At 54.4% G+C, this 21,029-nt stretch carries 20 protein-coding genes; 15 read left to right on the top strand and 5 right to left on the bottom strand.

The window, feature by feature from the left end; translation table 11 throughout:
* Positions 1–71: 71 nt before the first annotated feature.
* A complete protein-coding gene (locus MHH28_RS08430) occupies positions 72–515 on the bottom strand; it encodes a DUF441 domain-containing protein (protein WP_405113884.1) in 444 nt (147 codons plus the stop codon).
* Positions 516–535: 20 nt separating this feature from the next.
* Positions 536–1,522, bottom strand: a complete 987-nt coding sequence (locus tag MHH28_RS08425; protein ID WP_405113882.1) for a YpdA family putative bacillithiol disulfide reductase — start codon at positions 1,520–1,522, stop codon at positions 536–538.
* 198 nt (positions 1,523–1,720) lie between these two features.
* Between MHH28_RS08425 and MHH28_RS08420 the strand changes: the two genes are divergently transcribed.
* The 4 genes from MHH28_RS08420 to rsgA all read left to right on the top strand — a co-directional run bounded on the left by MHH28_RS08420 (position 1,721) and on the right by rsgA (position 5,339).
* The gene (locus MHH28_RS08420; RefSeq protein ID WP_405113880.1) at positions 1,721–2,317 is read left to right on the top strand and encodes a metalloregulator ArsR/SmtB family transcription factor; all 597 of its coding nucleotides are present in this window, start codon (positions 1,721–1,723) and stop codon (positions 2,315–2,317) included.
* A gap of 120 nt (positions 2,318–2,437) precedes the next feature.
* Complete coding sequence (locus MHH28_RS08415) at positions 2,438–2,896, top strand: DUF3939 domain-containing protein (RefSeq protein WP_405113878.1); 459 nt, start codon at positions 2,438–2,440, stop codon at positions 2,894–2,896.
* Between the two features lie 156 nt (positions 2,897–3,052).
* Complete coding sequence (locus tag MHH28_RS08410; RefSeq protein WP_405113876.1) at positions 3,053–3,724, top strand: HAD family hydrolase; 672 nt, start codon at positions 3,053–3,055, stop codon at positions 3,722–3,724.
* Between the two features lie 511 nt (positions 3,725–4,235).
* Positions 4,236–5,339, top strand: coding sequence for a ribosome small subunit-dependent GTPase A (gene rsgA, locus MHH28_RS08405; protein ID WP_405113874.1), 1,104 nt, complete (start codon positions 4,236–4,238; stop codon positions 5,337–5,339).
* A gap of 1,096 nt (positions 5,340–6,435) precedes the next feature.
* On the opposite strand, the gene MHH28_RS08400 is transcribed toward rsgA, so the two are convergent.
* Positions 6,436–7,062: an FMN-dependent NADH-azoreductase gene (locus tag MHH28_RS08400; RefSeq protein WP_340940244.1), complete on the bottom strand. Its 627-nt coding sequence runs from the start codon at positions 7,060–7,062 to the stop codon at positions 6,436–6,438.
* 329 nt (positions 7,063–7,391) lie between these two features.
* Between MHH28_RS08400 and MHH28_RS08395 the strand changes: the two genes are divergently transcribed.
* Positions 7,392–7,529 carry a hypothetical protein gene (locus MHH28_RS08395; protein WP_179090468.1) on the top strand — a complete coding sequence of 46 codons (138 nt, stop codon included), beginning with the start codon at positions 7,392–7,394 and terminating at the stop codon, positions 7,527–7,529.
* A gap of 376 nt (positions 7,530–7,905) precedes the next feature.
* Here MHH28_RS08395 and MHH28_RS08390 read toward each other — a convergent pair whose 3' ends face one another.
* Positions 7,906–8,145, bottom strand: coding sequence for a hypothetical protein (locus MHH28_RS08390; RefSeq protein WP_036699054.1), 240 nt, complete (start codon positions 8,143–8,145; stop codon positions 7,906–7,908).
* Positions 8,146–8,339: 194 nt separating this feature from the next.
* On the opposite strand from MHH28_RS08390, the gene MHH28_RS08385 reads away from it, so the two are divergent.
* The gene (locus tag MHH28_RS08385; protein WP_405113871.1) at positions 8,340–8,984 is read left to right on the top strand and encodes a hypothetical protein; all 645 of its coding nucleotides are present in this window, start codon (positions 8,340–8,342) and stop codon (positions 8,982–8,984) included.
* On the opposite strand, the gene MHH28_RS08380 is transcribed toward MHH28_RS08385, so the two are convergent.
* A complete protein-coding gene (locus MHH28_RS08380; protein WP_405113869.1) occupies positions 8,977–9,111 on the bottom strand; it encodes a hypothetical protein in 135 nt (44 codons plus the stop codon). The genes MHH28_RS08385 and MHH28_RS08380 overlap by 8 nt on opposite strands.
* A 101-nt stretch (positions 9,112–9,212) precedes the next feature.
* On the opposite strand from MHH28_RS08380, the gene MHH28_RS08375 reads away from it, so the two are divergent.
* The 9 genes from MHH28_RS08375 (at position 9,213) to mutS (ending at position 20,965) form a co-directional block, all read left to right on the top strand.
* Entirely contained in the window at positions 9,213–10,223 is a 1,011-nt protein-coding gene (locus MHH28_RS08375; protein WP_405113867.1) for an ABC transporter substrate-binding protein, read from the top strand.
* A 14-nt stretch (positions 10,224–10,237) separates the two neighbouring features.
* A complete protein-coding gene (locus MHH28_RS08370; RefSeq protein WP_405113865.1) occupies positions 10,238–11,017 on the top strand; it encodes an ABC transporter ATP-binding protein in 780 nt (259 codons plus the stop codon).
* Between the two features lie 80 nt (positions 11,018–11,097).
* Positions 11,098–11,850 carry an ABC transporter permease gene (locus MHH28_RS08365; protein ID WP_405116938.1) on the top strand — a complete coding sequence of 251 codons (753 nt, stop codon included), beginning with the start codon at positions 11,098–11,100 and terminating at the stop codon, positions 11,848–11,850.
* A gap of 95 nt (positions 11,851–11,945) precedes the next feature.
* On the top strand, positions 11,946–12,935 hold the full coding sequence (locus MHH28_RS08360) for an aromatic acid exporter family protein (protein WP_405113863.1): 990 nt from the start codon (positions 11,946–11,948) through the stop codon (positions 12,933–12,935).
* A 136-nt stretch (positions 12,936–13,071) separates the two neighbouring features.
* Positions 13,072–14,091 carry an HD-GYP domain-containing protein gene (locus tag MHH28_RS08355; protein WP_405113861.1) on the top strand — a complete coding sequence of 340 codons (1,020 nt, stop codon included), beginning with the start codon at positions 13,072–13,074 and terminating at the stop codon, positions 14,089–14,091.
* 229 nt (positions 14,092–14,320) lie between these two features.
* Positions 14,321–14,878, top strand: a complete 558-nt coding sequence (locus MHH28_RS08350; protein WP_405113859.1) for an outer spore coat protein CotE — start codon at positions 14,321–14,323, stop codon at positions 14,876–14,878.
* A 456-nt stretch (positions 14,879–15,334) separates the two neighbouring features.
* Positions 15,335–17,203 carry a putative amidoligase domain-containing protein gene (locus MHH28_RS08345; RefSeq protein WP_405113857.1) on the top strand — a complete coding sequence of 623 codons (1,869 nt, stop codon included), beginning with the start codon at positions 15,335–15,337 and terminating at the stop codon, positions 17,201–17,203.
* Positions 17,204–17,290: 87 nt separating this feature from the next.
* The gene (locus tag MHH28_RS08340) at positions 17,291–17,767 is read left to right on the top strand and encodes an STAS/SEC14 domain-containing protein (RefSeq protein ID WP_405116934.1); all 477 of its coding nucleotides are present in this window, start codon (positions 17,291–17,293) and stop codon (positions 17,765–17,767) included.
* A 330-nt stretch (positions 17,768–18,097) separates the two neighbouring features.
* Positions 18,098–20,965: a DNA mismatch repair protein MutS gene (gene mutS, locus MHH28_RS08335; RefSeq protein WP_405113855.1), complete on the top strand. Its 2,868-nt coding sequence runs from the start codon at positions 18,098–18,100 to the stop codon at positions 20,963–20,965.
* Positions 20,966–21,029 lie beyond the last annotated feature (64 nt).

Here is a 21,029-nt window from a genome sequence, read left to right as displayed (position 1 = left end):
CAGGCTTCAAGCTCCACCCGTAAGAGGTGGGCTTGCAGCCTGTTTGGCCTGGAAGGGATCGGTATATCGGCTTACATCCGTCCGATCAGCAGCGACAGGATGCCGGCAGCGATAAGCGGGCCGACCGGAACGCCCTTGAACAGCGCCACCCCTAGGACGGTTCCGATGAGTAGTCCGGCGACAATGGTCGGCTGGCTCCCCATGAGCACCGCTCCGCGCCCGCCCAGATAAGCGACGAGAATACCGACTCCGATGGCGGCGAGTGATTTCCAGTGCAGGAACGACTGTCCGATGGTCTGGAGGGAGATCTTCCCGCTGGCAAGCGGCGTCATCACCCCGATCGTCAGGATGATGATGCCAACAGTCAGCCCGTACTTCTCCAGCCAGGGGAACGCGTGCTGGAGTCCCAGCACGCGGATCAGCAGCAGCACCACCATGGCAATGGTAATGGGTGTATTGCTGCTGAGTATTCCGAGCGCTGCCAGACCCAGCAGCAATAACGAGGTTATATCCATAGCTTGGATACTCTCCTTCTCTAAGTTAGCCTAGTGCTCACAATATGATCTGCAATCAGCTTGCCGTGTCCCCGGCCGCTCTCGATGAATACCTCGTTGGCGTTCCGCCCGGATGCGATGACCCCGGCGACATAGATGCCCGGAATATTGCTCTCCATTGTCGCGGGGTTGAAGGCGGGCTTATCCAGCGAGTCATCCATCCGCACACCGGCAGAGGTGAGCAGGGCCCGGCTGGGGCGGAAGCCGGTCATCGCCAGCACGAAGTCATTGTCAAGCTCGGCAGTATCCCCGTTTAATGTGGAGGTTACCAGAACAGAGGCCGGGGTGATCTCCGTGACGCGTGATTCCAGATGCAGCGTAATGCTCCCCTTCTGCACCATGCTCTCGAAGATCGGACGCACCCAGGGCTTGATATTGTCCGAGATACTGCTTCCCCGGTAGACCATATCCACCTTGGCGCCTACCCGCAGCAGCTCCAGCGCGGCGTCTACCGCAGAATTGCTGCCCCCGATTACAGTCACCTTCATGCCGGAATAAGGATGTGCCTCGCCGAAATAATGAGTGACCTTCGGCAGCTCCTCCCCGGGAATCCCGATCAGATTAGGCTGATCGAAGTAACCGGTAGAGATGACTACGTTCGCAGCTCTGCGCTGCTGCTCCTCACCGCGCTTGTTGACCGTATGTACAACGAAGCTGCCATCCTCCTGCGGCAGAACGGACAGCGCTTCTTCATAAGCGGCAATCTCAAGCTGGTGCTGCGCGGCCGCGCGGCGGTAGTAGACCAGCGCTTCATGGCGGTAGGGCTTGTCATTCGGAGAGGTGAAGGGCACATCTCCGATCTCCAGCAGCGGGGTGGTGCTGAAGAACTGCATGTTGGTCGGATACAAGTAGATGGAATGCACAATGAAGTTCTTTTCCACGATCAGGCTGGAGAGCCCTTGGCGCTGGCATTCGATGGCTGCAGACAGTCCGCAGGGACCGGCGCCGATAATAATAACGTCTATCATAATAGCTATGTCCTCCTAAGGAAGTATTCTATGCAGTAAATGGTACCTTATATTTTTGTTTTTTGCCATGGCCGGTGAATTCCGCAAATTGGGGATTGATCCAAGGTCAAGATGGGTATATAATTAGATATATATCTAAAGTTAAGATGTCAGGTCACACAGACTGCATTACGAACATCATTAGGAGCGTGGTCCCGCTTGCAATTAGAGAAAATTGTCGCCTATCACAAAGCCTTATCCGATCCGACCCGGCTGCGTATTCTGCTGCTCCTCTCCCGGGGCGAGGTTCACGGTCATGCCTTGGCCGAGAAGCTGAATCTCTCGCAGCCTACCGTGACCCACCATGCCGCCAAGCTGCGCGAAGCCGCGCTGATCCAGGAGCGCAGAGATAAGAATACCGTATATTTCAAGCTGAATCCCGAGTTTATCCAGTCAGGCTCCGAGGCCTCGCTGAAATTTATTTTTGCAAAGGGGGTGGAGGAGATGGAGGAAGAGTCGCCTGAACACAGCCTGAAGGAGTCGGTGCTCCGTAATTTTTTTGCGAAAGACGGACGCCTGCGTCAGATTCCCGCACAATACAAGAAGAAATTAATCGCGCTGCAGTATATGGTGGAGAAGCTCGAACCGGGTGTAGTCTATTCGGAGAAAGAGATCAACGAGTTCATTAAGCCGTTCCATGATGATTATGCTACGATCCGCCGGGAGTTCATCATGCATCAGTTCATGTACCGGGAGAATGATAAATACGAGCTTAACCCGCCGGAGCTGTGGACTCACTGGGAAAATGTCAAATAATGATCTAATAAATGGGGATTTTTTATGACAAGTGCGAAACTGCTGATTAATTGTTCAAATAACGAATAAAATGGAATTGTAAGCGTTATCTGACAAAAGCTTCGAAAGGAGACCTTCAGTATGATATTCAAACGTGCCAAAAAAAAGCTGCAATCCGATCATCCAACCGTTACCTTGCCGCAGATCAAGCAGGCTGTAAGGCAATTTGAAGAAGATATGCCCGCTCCCATTAACCGTACCGCTCTGATCCAGGAAGATAAGAGTATTGACCTGAACCGGCTCAAACGATATTTAGGCGGAGTTCCGCAGCAGAAATTCTATATGTCCAGCGAGACCTTTGAGATTTTTGAAGAATCTGACAAGCTGGTGCCGTACTACCTCGATATGGTTCAATCGGCGGTAGACAATTATATCAGTGACACCGGCAAGCTGCCGTTGCTCGAAGACGCCTGGCTCCCCGAGGTTCATTACCGGCTGTTGTCCACTGAGCGATACCTCAAGGAGACACCGCCGTTCCCGCTCTACATTACCGACGAGGAAATGATGCTGACGCACCGGGCAGAGCATTTTGAATCCTGACAGCTCAGCCTACCTGATTCCCCTATACAGGCCATTCTGACGAAGGAGAGGTTGTCCTTCCGGGCGGAATGGTCTTTATTTTGCGCCCCGGCGCGTAGTACAATAAGCATTTGGTGCGTAGAACGCAGAATTGGACGACAGAAGGGGAGCGTAGATATGAGAGAGGTACAAGCTTTGCTGTTTGATCTGGACAACACCCTGATGGACCGTGATCAGACCTTCCGCAGCTTCAGTACGAAGTTTGTGCAGGATTTCCTGGGACATCTGAGCGAAGAGCAGGCCATGCAGGTGGTGGAGGATATGATTATCAGGGATGCGGACGGATACCGGGATAAGGACGGGTTCTTCGCCGAGCTGAGCGAGGTTCTCCCTTGGGAGAAGGCATTGACCGCTGCGGACATCCGGGCCTATTATGACGAGACCTATATCCGCCACGGGGCGATAATGAAGCATGCGTTGGAGACGCTGGACTATTGCCGGGACCACGGATATCCGCTGGGACTGGTCACGAACGGCGGCAGGGATATTCAGTATGGCAAAATCGATCTGCTGGGACTTCGCGGCTACTTCCGCACGATCGTCATTTCGGGTGAGGCCGGGATCAGCAAGCCTGATCCTGCAATCTACCGGCTGGCCCTGGAGCGTCTCGGTTCCACGGCTGAACAGACTATATTCATCGGGGATCATCCGGTGAATGATATTTGGGGGGCGGCGCAGAGCGGGATGGATACGATCTGGCTGAAGCGCAACCACCCTTGGGATGAATCACTGAACGTGAAGCCGGTCGCGGTCATTCAGGAGCTGGATGAGCTGCGGGGCATTATTTGAGAAAGTTAGGGCCTGCTGTTGACAAACGGCATCCGGGCCATATATTATTACAGCATATTATTTCGGAAGGAGACGATGTCAATGGCAGTTTATACTAGCGGTTCAGGATTGGTTGCTACTGTTGTGGATACGTGTCTTCCGGGAAAAGCGGCTGTGGAGTAATAATGAATCCCCAGTTTCGCAGGTAAGCTCTATGATGCCTTTTAGAGCCGCCGGGAACCGTATCGGTTCCGGCGGCTTTTTTGCGTGTGCAGGTCTGCTGCATCACGCCCGAAATAGCGGTGTCTGCTCCTTCTCGCGAAGAGAGTAGCTTCCGCTATTCTGGAATGACTCTGCCCAGCGGGCGGTTCTTTGCTGTACAACAGCATAGGCCGGACCGCTGCCAGGTCTGCCTCTGCCGCCGGAACCTTAACTAAGGTTCCGGCGGTTTTTTGCGTGCACTTGAGGAGCTGCCGCTGCCCGGAGATACATGGATGTGAAATCACATAATAACCTATTCAGGAGGAAATGCATGAATATCGATATCAAGATTGAACAGTACGGCTGGAATGAAGAATGGCAACAGAAATGGGCAGGGAAGCTCCAGGAATTGGACGGCAGGGAGTTTGCGCCGGGCCGGATTGCCGGAGATTTCGGCAGCAAATACCGGGTCGTCACCGCCGCAGGTGAAATGTGGGGAGAGCTGTCAGGCAAGTTCCGGCATTCGCTGAGCGGGTCGGGCGAGTATCCGGCGGTAGGAGACTGGGTGGTGCTGGCCATGCAGGATGGAGGAGCGCATGCGGTGATTCATGGCGTGCTTCCCCGCCACAGCGTCATCTCGCGCAAGGTCGCGGGTCACACCCAGGAGGAGCAGATCGTGGCCTCCAATGTGGATACTTTATTCCTGGTAAGTGCCTTGAATGATGATTTCAATGTGCGGCGGATGGAGCGCTATCTGATTATGGCCTGGAACAGCGGGGCGAATCCGGTCATTCTGTTGACCAAGGCGGATCTGTGCACCGATGCGGAGCTGAAAATGGCCGAAATGCAGCAGGCTGCTCCAGGTGTCCCAGTCCATGCGGTCAGTGCTTTGCGCAACGACGGGCGGGAGGAGCTGCAGCCTTACATCGGCTTCGGCCAAACGGTAGCCCTGACCGGTTCGTCCGGCTGCGGCAAATCAACGATGGTCAACTGGCTCAGCGGCCGCAATCTGCAGCTCACCCAGGATGTGCGGGAAGGGGACAGCCGCGGACGGCATACAACTACACACCGTGAGCTGTTCGTCCTCCCGGACGGGGGGATCATCGTCGATACGCCGGGAATGCGCGAGCTGCAATTATGGGAGGATGACGGCGGATTGGACCTGGCGTTCGGAGAGATCAGCAGTCTTGCGGCAGCATGCCGCTTCAGTGACTGCACCCATATACGGGAGGAAGGCTGCGCCGTGCTTGCGGCTGCCGCCAGCGGTGTGCTGGACGGGAAGCGGCTGCAGAATTACCACAAGACGCAGAAGGAGCTGCAATTCCAGAACAGCAAGGAAGCGAGACAGAAGCGTAAGACAGCCGCCGCCTCCACCAGAAGCGCCCCGCCCCGCGCCAAAGGCAAGAGCTGGGAGCGGGTGCTGGATGAATATTAAGCGGGAGTGCCAAGTTCTCGATTTTCTTAAAAGCTTCAAAGATTAAAAAAGCAGCGATTCTCCCGTCATTGGGAAATCGCTGCTTTCCGTTTTTGGTTTTTTTAAAGAATGTTCGGCATCCCGCTTAAATAGCAGACAGGACGGAACGAATGTGAGAAAGCGATAGCGGTCGCCTGATAGCTTTCCGCAGGAAAGCTCGCTTCGGAAGCAGCGTGCCCAGCAAAGCGCGCAATCTCTAGCCGGTGAAAGTCCGGTCGCGGGAGGGGCCAAGCCCCCGCGTAGCTAGGATGCCTGCACATGGCGAAATCTGTGTGTAGAAGCGCATCGACAGAAGTGCGGTTGTAGGACCGTGCGAGCAACTGACCAGGCCGCAACATCAAGTGAATCCTGCCGCGTCGTCAATGCGGCCTCGCAAGAGGGCAAGAGGAAGCCGAGTCTCGTGCTTTCGGACGAAGGCCAAGGAAGTTGCAGAGAACTTGGAGCAGCAACGAAGAATCCTCCGGCGTAAGGGGAACGGCATGGTTAGAAAGAGAAGGCAGTGAACTGGGGAGACCCTCCCCTGCACCGAAAAGAAAAGGTAAAGGGACCCTCTATAAACCCAGAAGGTGAAATGAGAGGTCTGCAGGAAGGGAGTCCGAGGGGCCTATAGTACCAAGTAACCGTAGGACAACATAACCTGCGGGAGGAAAGGGGCCCTACTTTGTTCAAGTTTATCCCAGAGGTACGAGTACGTGATTGCCCAAAGGGCTAACGACACGCAAGAAACGCTCAACAACTCCGTGGAGGAAACTAGCTCAAGGAGCCAAGGCCAAAGAGGCCGCATGCCCAAGAGTGACGAACATCGGAAAGCCGTATGAGGGAAAACCTCACGTACGGTTTGATGAGGAGGGGCTGGCCATACACCAGTCCTTTACTCTAGTCAGCAGTCTCCGGATTTTCACCGCAAAAGGGAAAAAAATCTGGAGAGCACAGCGACCCAAACATCGGTCCGTTCACGCAGCGTCCACCCAAGTGCTCACATTGATCCAACTTCAAAATAAAGAGCTGTCCCAAGTTTGGGACAGCCCCTTCGTATGCTGGTTCAAGTAATAGCAGATTAGAACGATGCTGCTGCTGTCTTAGCCAGTTGCAGGCCGGAAGCGATAATTTCAGCGGATTTATCCGGATTCTGGTTGTGTCCTTCGATGATGACCTGAGTAGTTTCCTTGAAGCCCCAGAAGTTCAGGTTGCCCATGATGAAGTTAACGGCCATTTCGGCACTTGCTGCCGGACCTGCGGAATATACGCCGCCTCTGGCGTTCAGTACGGCTGCTTTTTTGCCGGTCAGCAGTCCTACTGGGCCTTCAGCAGTATACTTGAAGGTAGTTCCAGCCTGGTTCAGGTAGTCAATGTATGTGTGCAGAACAGCCGGAACAGTCATGTTCCAGAGCGGGAAGGCAAATACTACTTTGTCAGCGGCCAGGAACTGGTCCAGATATTTCTTGACAAGTGCAGCGCCTGCTGCTTCTTCAGGAGTGGCTTCGAAGCCTTGAGCTGCTTTGTATACGCCGGTGATAAGTGTGTTATCGTAGTAAGGAAGCTGTTCAGCGAACAGGTCCAGTTCAGTAATCTGGTCCTGCGGATGAGTCTCCTTGTAGCTGGACAGGAATTCATTGTAGAGCTGAACACTTACGGATTGCTCGGCAGGGCGGTTATTGGCTTTGATAAACAGTACATTCGACATTATGATTTCTCCTTAGGTATCTATTTAATATTAACTATCGATAATATAGCATTTAATTTTTAGTTTGTAAATATCCGTCGGATAAAATTTTTATTCTGCTGACAGCAAGCTGCTATCCTTCGCAAATGTACCATATCTTCTATAACAGAACTTCAATAATGCGTGGAACGATCTATATGTAGTATTCCTTATTTCGCAGTCTGCGCGGGCGTGCTTCAGGACAAGTTTAGGGAATCAGCGGCCCGGTTATATAGGTGATATAAGGAGAAGAGGAAATGATTCCCTCTCCAGATCACGGGACTAAGCCCCCATTTAAAGGAGCGATTGACATGTCCATCGACCGTTTCATCCTGAAGAAACTGGACAGCTGTCACGAAGAGCATACCCGGCGCAACCTGGTGAAGTTGTTCAAATTGCGAATTAAAAAGGCGGAGAAAGAGGAGAACCGGAACCTCCGGATTGGATGACTGCCGGTATAATGTTGAGTGTTAAGCCCCTGTAAACCATAGACTAAGCGCATCTCTCACTTATGGGAATGTGCTTTTTTATTTTAAAGGAAAATTTAGTTTCCTCTTGCTGTGGAAAAGGTTAGCGTACATATGTGAATAAGAATTCTTGGAAAGAATCAAAGAGTGACTTTGATTCTTAATGTGACTGAAGGCTGATTGTATGTGAAAAACAGCATTCATTTTGCTCGCAAGGAGGCAACTGGACAAATGTATGTCAAAAACAGCATACATTGTGCTCGCAAGCAGGCAGATAGACCAAACGTATGTGGAAAAAAGCATACATTGTCTTCACGCGAAGGTAATCATATTCATCCGCAAAAAAATATCCCTCTGTTTAGTAGAGGGATAATGCCAATGAATCATTTTCACTGTAACTGTGCAATATAGCTTCTGAGCCTTTAATTTCGATACTGATCAGAGAATTCAAACAGGTCTGCAGGGCGTTTTTACCCTTTTGAATTTTAAGTTCGAGTGTACTGTTGAGCAGTCGAAGTACTTTTTGGGTCGGCTGTTTGTTTTCTGTTGTGAAATATACAGGGACAAGCTTGTTTTGAAATGTGATGAGCATTCTCATTTTGAAAACCACCTCGCTAAAAGTATTTCATGGTATTGATCTTACCTTGTCTTTCTTAATTTTACCTTAAAATTAGCTTATGATAACATAAAGATTGCAAGTTTTATAGTTTTGCTGCTTTTTTAAAATATAAGAATTTATATGTTTCACATGATAAATTATCTTTCTATTTCCCGCTGAAAGGGATAAAGAATGTGAATAATCAAGATGTTGCCTGTCTGGCGCAGTATCTGTTCCCGGGTGAGGCCCGGCGGAGAGTGGTGGCGGAGCTCCTGCACACAGCCTCCGGCTGCATGCGGATCTGCCGAATAAAATTCAATGAGCATGAATATGCGCAGGACGTATGCCTGCAGGTACATAACGAGAAGATCATTCTAACCGGGTTAGTGGAAGAGGACGAGTTCGGCTACGAACTGAAGGAGCCGGCAGAGGTGAAGCGCGCCTGCTATTACCTGTTCAACGGCTCCGGTCATGCACAGCCCCGGAATCTGTCTGCTCCCGCGCTATTCCTGTCCCGGCGGAGATATGAGGAGATTCATGAGATGGCCGGAGCCTGGACACTATGTGTGCTGGCAGAAACGCTGGAAGCGGAGACGGGGGACCCTGACAGCTCTGCTGAATTGGCCAAAGTGCTCAAGAACCGGACAGCATCGGGAGAACTGCGGTTATGTGCTAGGAATGGTGCAGGCTGGAGCCAGCAGCAGGTATCGTTCATTGAGGCTTCTTCGGGCGGCTGGCTTCTGCGCAGCAGCAGTGAGCCGGAAGATGATTATATGATTGCGTTCCCGCTTACCCGGGCGGAGCTGTGTCATGCTTTCGGTGAATGGCTGCTCAGCTAAGATTGTTCTTGGCACAATAGCCCCGCCCAGGCACCGCCCGATCCTTGAGTATCCGCCCGTTGATTCGCTTCAGAGTGAACATGGCGCCGATCCCCCCCCACGGATTGGGCGGGTGGTCGAAGTGCATATTTATGTAAGCGCTTCATTTATTGTGCTTTAACCTTTCTATAGACTGCCGCATATGCATAGAGCAAGGGCGAAAGACCCTGGAAGAAAGGAGAGGAAAGGATGAAAGGGTTCAAAAGACTGTCATTGCCGATGCTGCTGATCCTTGTAATCGGCTCTGTCCTAGCAGGCTGCGGCAGCAATTCCGCCGGGGTCAAGGTGAAGATTGGCGAAGTTACCCGTTCCGTGTTCTATGCGCCTGAATATGTTGCCTTATCGCAGGGCTTTTTCAAGGATGAAGGGCTGGATGTAGAGCTGCAGACGATACCGGGCGGAGATAAAACGATGACGGCCCTGCTCTCAGGGGCGATCGATGTGGCCTTGGTCGGTTCGGAGACCTCAATTTACGTATACCAGCAGGGGGCGGATGATCCTGTCATCAATTTCGCTCAGCTCACGCAGCGGGATGGAACCTTCTTGTTCGCGCGCACACCGGACAGCCATTTTACATGGGACAAAGTGAAGGGCTCGACCTTCCTGGGGCAACGCCAAGGGGGTATGCCGCAGATGGCGGGCGCATTCACGCTGCTGAATAAGGGGATTGATGCCGGGAAGGATCTGACGCTGATCCAGAATATTGACTTTGCCAATATTGCGGGTGCCTTTGCTTCCGGGACCGGGGATTATGTGCAGCTGTTCGAGCCTCAGGCATCGATCTTCGAGAGCGAAGGCCGGGGCCAGGTGGTCGCTTCCTTCGGGGTGGAGAGCGGTTATCTGCCGTATACGGTGTTCATGTCCAAGCAGAGCTATATCGATAAGAACCAGGATACGGTGCAGAAATTCACCAATGCGGTCCAGCGCGCCCAGCTATGGGTGAAGGCTCACAGTCCTGAGGAGATTGCTGACGCGGTCATGCCTTATTTTGAGAAAATTGACCGCAGCATTGTAGTCTCATCCATCAGCCGTTATAAGGAACAGGACACCTATGCCGTGAATCCGGTGATCGATGACAAGGAATGGAATAATCTGCTGGATGTCATTGACCATGCCGGTGAGCTGAAGGAACGGATTCCTGCCGCTAAAATTGTAAATAACAGCTTTGCAGAGCAGGCAGAGAGCACGATTAAGGATTGAGGGGGCTGACAACTATGCTTCCCGTAGTCGAGTTGAAGGAAGTCACGCACGCCTATCTGGGAGACCGCGAGGCTTCGCTTGCGATAGAGGATCTGAATCTCAGTGTCGGCCAAGGCGAGTTCGTCAGCCTGGTCGGACCAAGCGGCTGCGGCAAAACGACGATCCTGTCCATCATCGCCGGACTGCTGCAGCCCTCGCGCGGCGAGGTGCTGCTCAGCGGGCGCCCTACCACGGGACCTTCGCCGGAGGTAGGGTATATGCTCCAGCAGGACTATCTGTTCCCCTGGAGGACGATTCAGGATAACGCGCTGCTCGGGCTGGAGCTGACCGGAAGGCTCACCGGAAGCTCGCGCGCCAAATCGCTGCAGCTGCTGGCCGATATGGGGCTGGAGGGCAAGGAGAGGTCCTATCCGGCGCAGCTCTCGGGAGGGATGCGCCAGCGTGTCGCCCTCGTGCGGACTCTGTCTACCGACCCCAGCCTGCTGCTGCTGGATGAGCCGTTCTCTGCGCTGGATTACCAGATTAAGCTGCAGCTGGAGGATCTGGTCTCGGAGACGCTGATGCGCCGGGGAACCACGGCCATTCTCGTCACCCATGACCTGTCTGAAGCGATTGCGGTCAGCAGCCGGGTCATTCTGCTCCAGCCGAATCCGGGGCGGATCCGCAGGATTTTTGAGATTCCGGAAGCGATCCGCCGCACGCCGCCGCTGTATGCGCGGGATCTGCCGGGCTTCGCGGAGCTTTTTCACGAGGTATGGAAGGAAATGGAGCTGGCAGGGAGGGAAGAGATGTGAATACAGAAGCGCAGCCCCGTGAGACGGCCTCCCGTGCGCAGTGGCTGGAACAGAAGCATGCGGATTACAGGAAGAAGAAGCTGCGCCGCAGGAGTCAGGTGCTTATGGTCCGCAGCAGCCTGCTGCTGGTGTTCTTCGTGCTCTGGGAAGCCGGGGCCCGCATGGGCTGGATCGATGAGCTGCTGTTCAGCTATCCGACGAAGGTGTTCCGGCAGATCTGGGAGGACATGGTCAGCGGCAGTCTGTGGCCGCATCTGGGAATGACCGTCGGCGAGACGGCGGTGGGCTTTATTCTGGGCACCTTGATCGGGACGCTGCTTGCTGTCGTCATCTGGTGGTCGCCGTTTCTGTCCGCTGTCCTGGACCCTTATATGGTCGTATTCAACAGTATGCCGAAGGTCGCGCTGGGTCCGATCTTCATTGTAATGTTCGGGGCAGGCTTCACCGCCATTGTCATTACAACCTTATCGATTACCGTGATTATCACCACTCTGGTAGTGTACAACAGCTTTTGCAGCGTGGACCCGAATCTGGTTAAGGTGGTCCGCTCCTTCGGCGCCTCCAAGAGCCAGGAGTTCTGTAAGGTCATTCTCCCGGCTTCATTCCCGGCTGTGGTCTCTACCCTGAAGGTGAATGTCGGAATGTCCTGGGTCGGCGTCATTGTAGGTGAATTTCTGGTTGCGAAATCGGGGCTGGGTTACCTGATCATCTACGGCTTTCAGGTGTTCAACTTCACCCTGGTCATGTCGAGTCTGCTCATTATTGCGGCAGTGGCCACAGCCATGTACCAGCTGGTGGTGTATGTGGAGAAATTGCTGCTGTCGAGAAGGTAGGAACGATGTCATATTGTGTCTGTTGGCAAAATCTTGTACCATGACTATATCTTCATCTGAATGTTGAAGCTTATCGGTGTAGGAGAGGTATTCACATGGGATTTCGTATTATTAAAACGGCGGCTGCAACTTTGCTGTCCATTCTGCTGGCAGCCGCCGCTGGTATTCCGGGTGCGCAAAGCGCGGGACTGCTGGCCATTCTCGGGGTGGAAACGACCCGCAAAAGGAGTCTACGCACGATTACGGCGCGCTTCTTCGCCTCATTGGTGGGACTCTTTTTGGGCTGCATTCTGTTCTGGGCCCTGGGCTTTCATTATTGGGTGCTTGGTCTGTATGTATTGTTCGGCTTCCCGCTGATTGTCAAATCCGGCTTCAAGGAAGGGATCGTCACCAGCTCGGTCATTGTGTTCCGCGTATTTGGACAAGCCGATATCACGGTCCACATCCTGCTGCAGCAGATTGAGCTGCTGCTGATCGGCCTCGGCTCGGCCGGACTCGTTAACTTCATCTATATGCCGGAGACAGGCGGGATGATTGCGGGCATCCGCAAAGAGGTGGACAGCTATTTCTCGGTGATCTTCCGGCAGATGGCCCGGACGCTCCGTGATCCAGGTTACATCTGGGACGGGAAAGAGCTGATCGGGGCAGGCGAGACTGTGCAGAAGGGGCTGAACGCGGCATCCAGGGAAATGGAGAATCATGTGATTCACCCGGATGAAGCCTGGAACGTGTACTTCTATATGCGCAAGGAGCAGCTGGAGTCCATCCAGAATATGATGCAGCTGCTCTCGCAAGTGTACCGCCAGCTGCCGCATGGGGATATGGTAGCGGAGCTGTTCGACCAGCTTAGCGGCGATGTGCTGGCTGAGGAATATACCGGCCGCACCGAACGGCTGCTGGAGGAGCTGCAGCAGGAGTTCCAGGAGATGGAGCTGCCGGATTCGCGTGAGGAATTCGAGATCCGCTCCGCTATTCTGCAATTATGCCGCGAGCTTGCGCTATATCTTAAGATTGCAAAGCGTTATAAAAGTCCGGTTGAACTACGTCCGGCCAAGGACAAGCTGCCTGACAAAGGTAAGGCATAAGCAATTCCATGTAATTTAGGTGTCAGGTATTCACATTCAGGTGTAAAATAACGATAAGAAACATAAGCGCCAAAAGTGAGCTGGTCTCTTAAGTGATGTCCAAAACCCAAGAATCTTGGTCTGGCAGGTGAGGAATATGAATAACAGCAATGATCAATATATCGGCAAACAGCTGGTAGCGAACCTTTTTAATCATAGCGGTGTATTTGTCTTGCCGGCATTGACCCTGCTCACCGGGGAGCATATCCGCCTGATCACGCAGCACAAAATTGTTCTGGAGCCGCAGGATGTGATCCAGGTCGACAGCGCTGCATTCTATCAGCTGGCTGTGGATGAATGTACGGCGGCGATGGAGAGTATCTTTGAACAGCTGCGCTATACGAAGACGAAGCGTCTGCCCATGATTGAGCTCAGGAATGAAGTGATCCCGTTTATCCAGCAGGTGAGCGAGAGGAATGATTTCTTTGGCATATTGTCTGCGCTCCAGACGAAGGATGACTATACATACAGGCATAATGTGGCGGTGGGCATCATCTCTACGCTGCTTGGCAAATGGCTGAAGCTGAAGCCGGATGAGCTGAGTATGCTGACGATTGCCGCGACGCTTCATGATATCGGCAAAATTATGATTCCGGCCGAGATCCTTACCAAGCCGGGTCCGCTGAGTGAGGATGAATATGCCTTGATGAAGAAGCACACCACCTACGGATATGAGATGATCCGCGATACGGTGGGCACCAATCATATGCAGGCGCTTGTGGCGCTGCAGCATCACGAGCGGATGGACGGCAGCGGCTATCCCTTCGGCGTGCTGGGCCACCGGATTACGGATTTCAGCAAGATTGTGGCGGTGGCGGATATTTTCCATGCGATGACTTCGGACCGGTTCTACCGCAACGCTGCGCCGTTATATGAGGTGCTGAGGAAGATGGACGAGAATGTCTACGGCAAGCTGGATCCGTATATCTGCAGCGTCTTCATTAATAAGCTGATGCAATCGATGATCGGCAATGAGGTGCTCCTGACGGACGGGCAGATCGGCAAAATTATTATGATTCTGGCCCATGACCCGCTGCGTCCGCTGGTGAATATCGGTGAGGACTTCATCGATCTCAGCCGCCAGCGGCAGCTGGGGATTGTACGTGTGCTTTCATAGCAGAAACACAACAAAAGTAGCGGTTCCCTATGTTTTGGGAGTTCGCTACTTTTGTTTTTTTTCGGGCAGGAGGACTCATAATGGACTAAATCCGGCAATAAAATGAAGCAGAAGGCTTAATTCACGGGGTCCGGGGGCTTACCCAAATTTATTTCTACTCTAACAATCAACAAATGCCCAGAACGTGCATACACTTGATAGTGAATGATTGTATGGAGGAGGTTCAAAGATGTCATTAAGCCATAAACGTCAAACAAGGGAGATCATTACGAAGGCAATTTGCGGCAAAGGTCGTAAGTTCTCTACAGCAACCCATACCGTGACTCCGCCACATCATCCGACTAGTATTCTGGGGGCTTGGATCATTAACCACCAGTACGAAGCGGTTGCCGCCGGGAACGGAATCGAAGTAATCGGTACCTATGATGTAAACATCTGGTATTCGTACGACAAAAACAAGCAAACCGAGGTTGCCAAGGAAACGGTCTCCTATGTGGAGCTGATTCCATTGTCGTACCTCGACCCGAGACATCGTGCTTCCACGGCACAGGTCTCTGCGGAGGCAACGCAGGAACCCAATTGTGTGGAAGCCGGGGTATCGCCGGGCGGAGGCAGTGTGACACTTAGGGTGGAACGCGAGTTCGAGGCGGAACTGGTGGCTGAGACCAAGGTCCGCGTGTATGTCAGTGATCAGAGTGATGATCTGGAAGACAAGGATTATGATTTTGAAGGCGAGAACTTTGATTACGATGATCTGGACCCTGACGCTCTGGATGATGAATTGTAGGAAGCAATACGCCGCTGCCTGAAGTACTGTGTGGGTTATGATCCATTATATGATGAGAGGGCAGCGGCGTAGAGGGCGAATGCCCTCTTTTTTTAAAAATACAAAAATATTTTTTAATGAAGCTCAGAATGAAGATGCTGCATGCCGTACTGTTTCTGATAAAAGGACGGCATAGGCGTCCTACGCATGGCTTAGGGTGATACCGTCTTGATAAGGAAGATTTGTGCAAATATAAGAATTTATATGTTTCACATGATAAATTATCCTTCTATTTCTCGCTGAAACGGTACCGTCCTTACAAAGGACGACAAAGCCGTTTCCACTTGAGGTTCGACTTGAATAATTCGGGGGTCAGGTTTCCTCAGCGGCTTATCGCTCACAGGGCATTGTCCGGTTACAGGGCGGTGCGCGGAGGGATGCAGCCCTGAGGAATTTCGTATGGGCGGAGGCACTGACATGAATGAAGGGCTGAATGTATTCCGGCAGCTTGCACCGGAGCAGATCGGACGCAGGCTCGGGCGCTGCGGAATTGAAGCAGACTCCGATTCTATCGGCAGAGGGGCACAGCGAAAGGATGCAAGAGACTCCCAAGCTCATCCGCATGGACAAGACCCCGCAAGCTATAGACAGCACTACCGCGTGCTTATATTCAATCTGGCCGTGCTGGACTGCCAGCCGCTTGGAGCCGGAGCGGCTATGGGCGGGGTGCTGCTGGGGGCAGGAGGGCTGGGTGAGGATGGTAGTGGTGAGGTAGGAGTTGGTGGGCAGGGTTGGGATGGGAACAGCGGGGGAGAATCGAGCGGGCAAGGTAGGGATGGGGTCGGCGGAGTAGGAGCTGGGAGGTTAGGTGGAAATGGGAGTGATGGGGGAAGAACTGGAAGTCTAGGTGAGGATAATAGTGGTGAGGTAGGAGTTAGTGGGCAGGGCAGGTACGGGAACAGCGGGGGAGAATCGAGCGGGCAAGGTAGGGATGGGGTCGGCGGAGTAGGGGCTGGGTGGTTAGGTGGAGCTGGGAGTGATGGGGGAAGAGCTGGAAGGTTAGGTGAGGATGCTAGCGATGAGATAGGAGTTAGTGGGCAGGGTGGGGATGGGAACAGCAGAGGAGAATCGAGCGGGCAAGGTAGGGATGGGGTCGGCGGAGTAGGAGCTGGGTGGTTAGGTGGAGATGGGAGTGACAGGGGAAGAGCTGGAAGGCTAGGTGAGGATGCTAGTGGTGAGGTAGGAGCTAGTGGGCAGGGAGGGGATGGGAGTGATGGGAATGAGCTTCTCAGTTTAGTTGGAGGAGGGAGGGAACTGCGGGGGACTGCAGGTGTTCTGCGGGCCACAGCGGTGCGGGCGTTGTACAGCCTGGGACTGGACAGTGGCGAGGTGGAGCTGCGGGCCATGGGCGGGCGGCGGTATGTGGTGACAGGCATCACTCCGGTGATGCCTGATTCCGCAGGAGCGCTGCCTGAGCCGTACCGGTCAGCATCCGCAGCGCTTGCGCGGATGCTTGACAGCGAGCAGCCGGGCCGGCCCGGGCTGCTCATGGGCATGGACCCGGAGTTCCTGCTGCTCCGGGAATCCACGGGCCGCGTCGTGCCGGCGTCGCGGTACCTGCCCATGGACGGCGTCGCGGGCTGCGACGCCGGACCCCCGGGAACGCACGGCGTGTTCCCGGTGGCGGAGCTGCGCCCTGCGCCGCGCGGGGAACCGCGCGCGCTGCTGGCGCAGCTGATGTCCGCCGCACGCGAGGCGGACCGGCTCATTGCCGACCGCTCGCTCCGCTGGCGGGCGGGAGGAATGCCGCTGCGGGGCTGGGCCCTCGGCGGCCACCTGCACTTCAGCGGCGTCACGCTGTGTGCGCCGCTCCTGCGCGCGCTGGATAACTATCTGGCGCTGCCCCTGTTCCTGCTGGAGGACATCCGGGCTGCGGCCCGGCGTCCCCGCTATGGCGTGCTCGGCGATTTCCGGCCACAGCCGCATGGCGGCTTCGAGTACCGGACCTTGCCGAGCTTCCTGGTCTCCCCGGTCATCGCCAAAGGCGCGGTCTGCCTGGCTCACCTGATCGTGAGCCATTATGAAGACCTGCCGCTGCGCCCGCTCGACCGGGAAGACCTGCATGCTGCCTTCTACAGCGGCAGCAAACCCCCTCTGCGCACAGCCTGGCCTCCCCTGGAGGCGCAGCTGCGCGCACTGGGCGGCTACGCAGCCGCCGCCCGGTGGATTGATCCGATGCTGCGCGCCATAGCGGAGCAGCAGAGCTGGGACGAGTCGCGGGACATCCGCAGCTCCTGGCTTGGCGGCGCACCGTCCGTCTCCGCGGCGCAGCGCCATTTAGAGTAGCGGACAGAGTCTGCCTCCAGCCGCAGCGCAGACTGTAAATCTCCTGTTAACCGGAACCATAGACAGCCGCCATTCACGATCCGCCGCATCTTAGGCGGGGAATTCGTGTATAGGGCGGCTGTTTTTTTGCAGGTTGATTTTATAAGACTTTTACTCATAATTGTAATTGAAGGGGATAAATTCAAGTTGAGTAACCATAACATCAGCACGACAGCTTCTGGTGATGTAATTGTAACCCGTTTAATTGGCAGGATTAGACTAGACGATGTGAATGAATGGTTTGATGGCTTCGAGCAGGTGTGCAGGCCATTTATTTCCGGCGGCCGGAGCTTCAAACTGCTGGTGGATAGGCAAGGTTACACGCCAGATCACTTTTCGGTGCAAAAAGCGTGGAAAGACAAGTTCTTTAATGAGTCCATATTAAATTACAGCAAGGCCATAGCGTTTCTCCTGGAAGAAGGGGAGATCCTGAATCATTTACAGCAGACAAATACCAAGGAATCCGTACAATTCTTCGATGATTATGAACAAGCATTGACCTGGCTGAATGATTATCCGATGTAAAATGCTGATTGAACCCGTCAACACTCATTCAACAGCCGCTGCGTAGACATGTGAGCCGAATGTAATCGGAAAACCGAACACAATCACAATGTCGCACACGCGCTTCCAATATCATTCGTTTCTTCTGTCCCGATTCTTTTCGTATTAACAACGAATCCGTTTCCTGTGCTGCACAGGTAAAATGCTTTTTTACCGTTACAATCCCCTCCCCCAACCCGCTTTACAACACCAACCAGCTTTTAGCAGAAGTCCCTGGGGGCTTGCGGTAACGTAACGGGCGAAGTTTCTGCTATAATAGAGAACAGTATGAAGTAGGCATGGAGGTAGACGATGGCAAACTATACGCCGATGATTCAGCAGTATCTCAAAGTCAAGGAGGGGGCCAAAGACGCTTTCCTTTTCTTTCGTCTGGGCGATTTCTATGAAATGTTCTTCGAGGATGCGCTTCTGGCATCCAAAGAGCTTGAGATTACATTAACAGGCCGCGATGGCGGGATCGGGGAAAAAATTCCGATGTGCGGTGTGCCGTATCATGCCGCCGAGGGGTACATACAGCGACTGATCGAGAAAGGCTACAAGGTGGCGATCTGCGAGCAGCTGGATGATCCTGCGGTGACCAAAGGGATGGTCCGCCGCGACATCGTACGGGTCGTAACACCGGGCACAGTGATGGACGGCAAGATCATTTCGGACAAAAGCAACAATTACCTCGTCTGCGTCACAGAGGAAGACGGGATGATGGCGCTGGCCGCCTGTGATTTAACGACGGGTGAGCTCTATGTCACCTCGGTACTCGCAAGCACCGAGTGGCTGCGCGATGAGATTGGCATCTATGAGCCGTCGGAGATCATTGGCGATTCGGCCCTGCTGGAGGAGCTGCGCAGTGAAGCTTCCCTGCTGGCCAAACCTGTGGTCTATACACCGTGGGACAAGCAGGAGGAAGCGCTGGCCCGCCGCCAGTTCGGCGAAGCGGCCTGGGTCCGGCTGGAGAAGGAGCGCGGCCGTGCCCTGGCGCTGCTGATCTCCTATTTCAGCGAGACCCAGCGCCGTTCACTGGGACAGCTTACGCAGATTTCGCCTTACGAGCCGGGGAATTATATGATCCTCGATCCGTTCACCCGGCGTAATCTGGAGCTGACCGAGACTGTGCGGGAACGCTCCAAAAAAGGCTCGCTGCTCTGGCTTCTGGACCGCACCGAGACCTCGATGGGCGGCCGCCTGCTGCGCCGCCGGATTGATAAGCCGCTGCTCCAGCGCGCGCCGATTGAGCGCCGTCTGGAAGCCGTCGACTATTTGTATAACCAGTTTATTGTCCGCGAGGACCTGCGCGGTGCGCTGAAGGAGATCTACGATCTGGAGCGGCTGGTCGGGCGGATTGCCTTCGGCAGCGCGAACGGGCGGGATATGAACGCATTGAGGCTGTCCCTGGCCCAGATTCCTGCGCTGAAGGAGATGTGCCTGACCTCCGGCTCGTCCACCTTAAGGGAGATCGGCGCTTCCATGGATGAATGCGCAGAGCTCCGTGAGGATATCGAGCGGGCGATTGTGGAGGATGCACCAGTGTCCGTGCGAGACGGCGGAATCATCCGCGCGGGTTACCATGAGCGGCTGGACGAGCTGCGGGAAGCCAGCAGCAGCGGCAAGCGCTGGATTGCTGAGCTTGAAGCGAAGGAGCGCCAGGTTACAGGGATCAAATCCCTCAAGATCGGCTACAACAAAGTCTTCGGATATTATATAGAAATTACCCGCTCCAATCTGTCCGCGCTGCCGGAAGGCCGCTATGAGCGCAAGCAGACACTGGCCAATGCCGAACGTTATGTGACCCCGGAGCTGAAGGAGAAGGAAGCGCTGATCCTTGAAGCCCAGGATAAGATGACCGATCTGGAATACAGCCTGTTCACCGAGCTGCGCGAGCGGATCAGCAGCCAGGTTCCGCGCCTGCAGGCGCTGGCCGAGAAGGTAGCGGAGATTGATGTGTATCAGTGCCTCGCAGCTGTCAGCGCGGAGCACCGGTTCGTGAAGCCTAAGCTGTCCGACAGCTATGACCTGCGGGTCGAAGGCGGGCGCCATCCGGTCGTGGAGGCGGTACTGAAGGATTCGGCGTTCATTGCGAACGGCAGCACACTCAGCAAGGACGAGGGCAATATCCTGCTGATTACAGGACCGAACATGGCTGGCAAAAGCACGTATATGCGCCAGGTGGCACTCATCTGCATCATGGCCCAGATCGGCTGCTTCGTGCCTGCGGCAAGCGCCGAGGTGGCACTGATCGACCGCATCTTCACGCGGATCGGTGCAGCGGACGACCTGATTGGCGGCCAGAGCACGTTCATGGTTGAGATGGCCGACATTCAGGTCATGACCGAGAAAGCGACCGCGCGCAGCCTGATCATCATCGACGAGCTGGGCCGGGGAACTTCAACCAGCGAGGGGATGGCAATTGCCCAGGCGGTGATTGAATATGTGCATGATACCATTGCCTGCAAGGCGCTGGTCTCCACACACTTCCATGAGCTGGCCCATCTGGAGCAGAGTCTCAGCGGACTGCGGAATTATTCGATGGCGGTGCAGGAGAGCGGCGACAAGGTGAACTTTCTCCGCAAGCTGGTGCCGGGGGCTGCGGACAGCAGCTACGGGATCTATTGTGCGCGGCTGGCCGGACTGCCTGAAGGGATTATCGACCGGGCCTACGGGCTGCTTCAGAGCATTGAGCAGGCTTCTCCGCCGGGCAGCGTACCGCTGAACTACGGCACCGATTATAGCGGCCGGAGCGGAAGCCAATTAGGCATACCAGGCATACAGGAGAATCAGGCTAACGCTGTTCAGACACTTGATGCCGGGGAAGGAGCTGCCCCAGGAGGTCAAGTCTATTCTGCTGAACGCACCACGCAAGCTTCAACTCATTCGGACCCGTCTTCCGAAGCCGCAGCTTCTATGGCTGCCGGACAGCGGGAAGCTGCCGTTACCCTTGCTTCTCCTGTAGAGGAAGAGGACAATGAAGTGGTACAGCTGTCTATCTTCGGCGAGGAAGAGCCGCGCAAGAACCGCAAAGGCGGGACAGCAGCACCGGCCGTCAAAGATAATCCGCTGCTCAAAGAGCTAATCACCGCCGTGCAAGGCGCGGATCTGATGAACATGACCCCGCTGCAGGCGATGGGCCTGCTGAATGAGCTGAAGCTGAAGGCAAGGGAGCTGTAGTTCAGCGGAACTGCTGCAGGCATCCTGTTTAAAGTAAAGCAAGGTCCGGACTTGACTGTTACAG

Origin of the sequence: Paenibacillus sp. FSL K6-1217 (assembly GCF_045040735.1) — a bacterium.
In the GTDB taxonomy this organism is placed as follows: Bacteria; Bacillota; Bacilli; order Paenibacillales; family Paenibacillaceae; genus Paenibacillus_AQ.
The sequence above is the reverse complement of the archived record's forward strand: the minus strand, read 5'-3'. Positions and strand labels throughout refer to the sequence as shown.

Excerpts from the sequence above, each read along its gene's own strand:
- MHH28_RS08430 (WP_405113884.1), bottom strand. The coding sequence starts at position 515 with ATGGATATAACCTCGTTATTGCTGCTGGGTCTGGCAGCGCTCGGAATA.
- MHH28_RS08425 (WP_405113882.1), bottom strand. The coding sequence starts at position 1,522 with ATGATAGACGTTATTATTATCGGCGCCGGTCCCTGCGGACTGTCTGCA.
- MHH28_RS08415 (WP_405113878.1), top strand. The coding sequence starts at position 2,438 with ATGATATTCAAACGTGCCAAAAAAAAGCTGCAATCCGATCATCCAACC.
- MHH28_RS08410 (WP_405113876.1), top strand. The coding sequence starts at position 3,053 with ATGAGAGAGGTACAAGCTTTGCTGTTTGATCTGGACAACACCCTGATG.
- rsgA (WP_405113874.1), top strand. The coding sequence starts at position 4,236 with ATGAATATCGATATCAAGATTGAACAGTACGGCTGGAATGAAGAATGG.
- MHH28_RS08400 (WP_340940244.1), bottom strand. The coding sequence starts at position 7,062 with ATGTCGAATGTACTGTTTATCAAAGCCAATAACCGCCCTGCCGAGCAA.
- MHH28_RS08395 (WP_179090468.1), top strand. The coding sequence starts at position 7,392 with ATGTCCATCGACCGTTTCATCCTGAAGAAACTGGACAGCTGTCACGAA.
- MHH28_RS08390 (WP_036699054.1), bottom strand. The coding sequence starts at position 8,145 with ATGAGAATGCTCATCACATTTCAAAACAAGCTTGTCCCTGTATATTTC.
- MHH28_RS08380 (WP_405113869.1), bottom strand. The coding sequence starts at position 9,111 with ATGCACTTCGACCACCCGCCCAATCCGTGGGGGGGGATCGGCGCCATG.
- MHH28_RS08375 (WP_405113867.1), top strand. The coding sequence starts at position 9,213 with ATGAAAGGGTTCAAAAGACTGTCATTGCCGATGCTGCTGATCCTTGTA.
- MHH28_RS08370 (WP_405113865.1), top strand. The coding sequence starts at position 10,238 with ATGCTTCCCGTAGTCGAGTTGAAGGAAGTCACGCACGCCTATCTGGGA.
- MHH28_RS08360 (WP_405113863.1), top strand. The coding sequence starts at position 11,946 with ATGGGATTTCGTATTATTAAAACGGCGGCTGCAACTTTGCTGTCCATT.
- MHH28_RS08355 (WP_405113861.1), top strand. The coding sequence starts at position 13,072 with ATGAATAACAGCAATGATCAATATATCGGCAAACAGCTGGTAGCGAAC.
- MHH28_RS08350 (WP_405113859.1), top strand. The coding sequence starts at position 14,321 with ATGTCATTAAGCCATAAACGTCAAACAAGGGAGATCATTACGAAGGCA.
- MHH28_RS08345 (WP_405113857.1), top strand. The coding sequence starts at position 15,335 with ATGAATGAAGGGCTGAATGTATTCCGGCAGCTTGCACCGGAGCAGATC.
- mutS (WP_405113855.1), top strand. The coding sequence starts at position 18,098 with ATGGCAAACTATACGCCGATGATTCAGCAGTATCTCAAAGTCAAGGAG.